The organism is Vibrio sp. Y176, assembly GCF_033438945.1.
The window spans coordinates 1-516 of the sequence record NZ_JAWOQS010001199.1; the positions used below are offsets into that span (position 1 = coordinate 1).

The window sequence follows — 516 nt, forward strand, 5'->3', positions numbered from 1 at the left end:
AAAAGACGCCGATTTTGTCTGTTCTCAATTTCGTGCAGGTTGTTTGGAAGGTCGCATCCGCGATGAACGCATCTCGCTTAAATACGGCATGATCGGTCAGGAGACCAATGGTTTAGGCGGTTTTGCTAATGCCTGTCGCACCATTCCTATCGCGCTAGAAATCTGTAAAGAGATGGAAGAGTTGTGTCCAGACGCTTGGTTGCTGAACTTTACTAATCCATCGGGCATGGTGACCGAAGCGATTCTCAAACACACCAAAGTAAAAGCGGTCGGTTTGTGCAACGTGCCAGTGATCATGCAAAAAGGCATCGCGCAAATGCTGGGGGCTGACGAGCAAGACTTTGTATTGCAAGTTGCGGGGTTGAACCACTTTATTTGGGCGCGCCAGATCCTGCATGAAGGTCGCGATAAGCTACAAGAGGTGGTTGAAGCGATCTTATCGGGCAACGATCCTCTCGTTCCACAAAACATTCCTCCATTCGAATGGCCAACAGAACTGCTGCGCAATATGGGGAT

General features: G+C 49.2%; 1 pseudogene. It reads left to right on the plus strand.

The features are described from left to right. Positions 1 to 516: pseudogene (locus R7O13_RS30970) on the plus strand (6-phospho-beta-glucosidase); the annotation flags it as partial.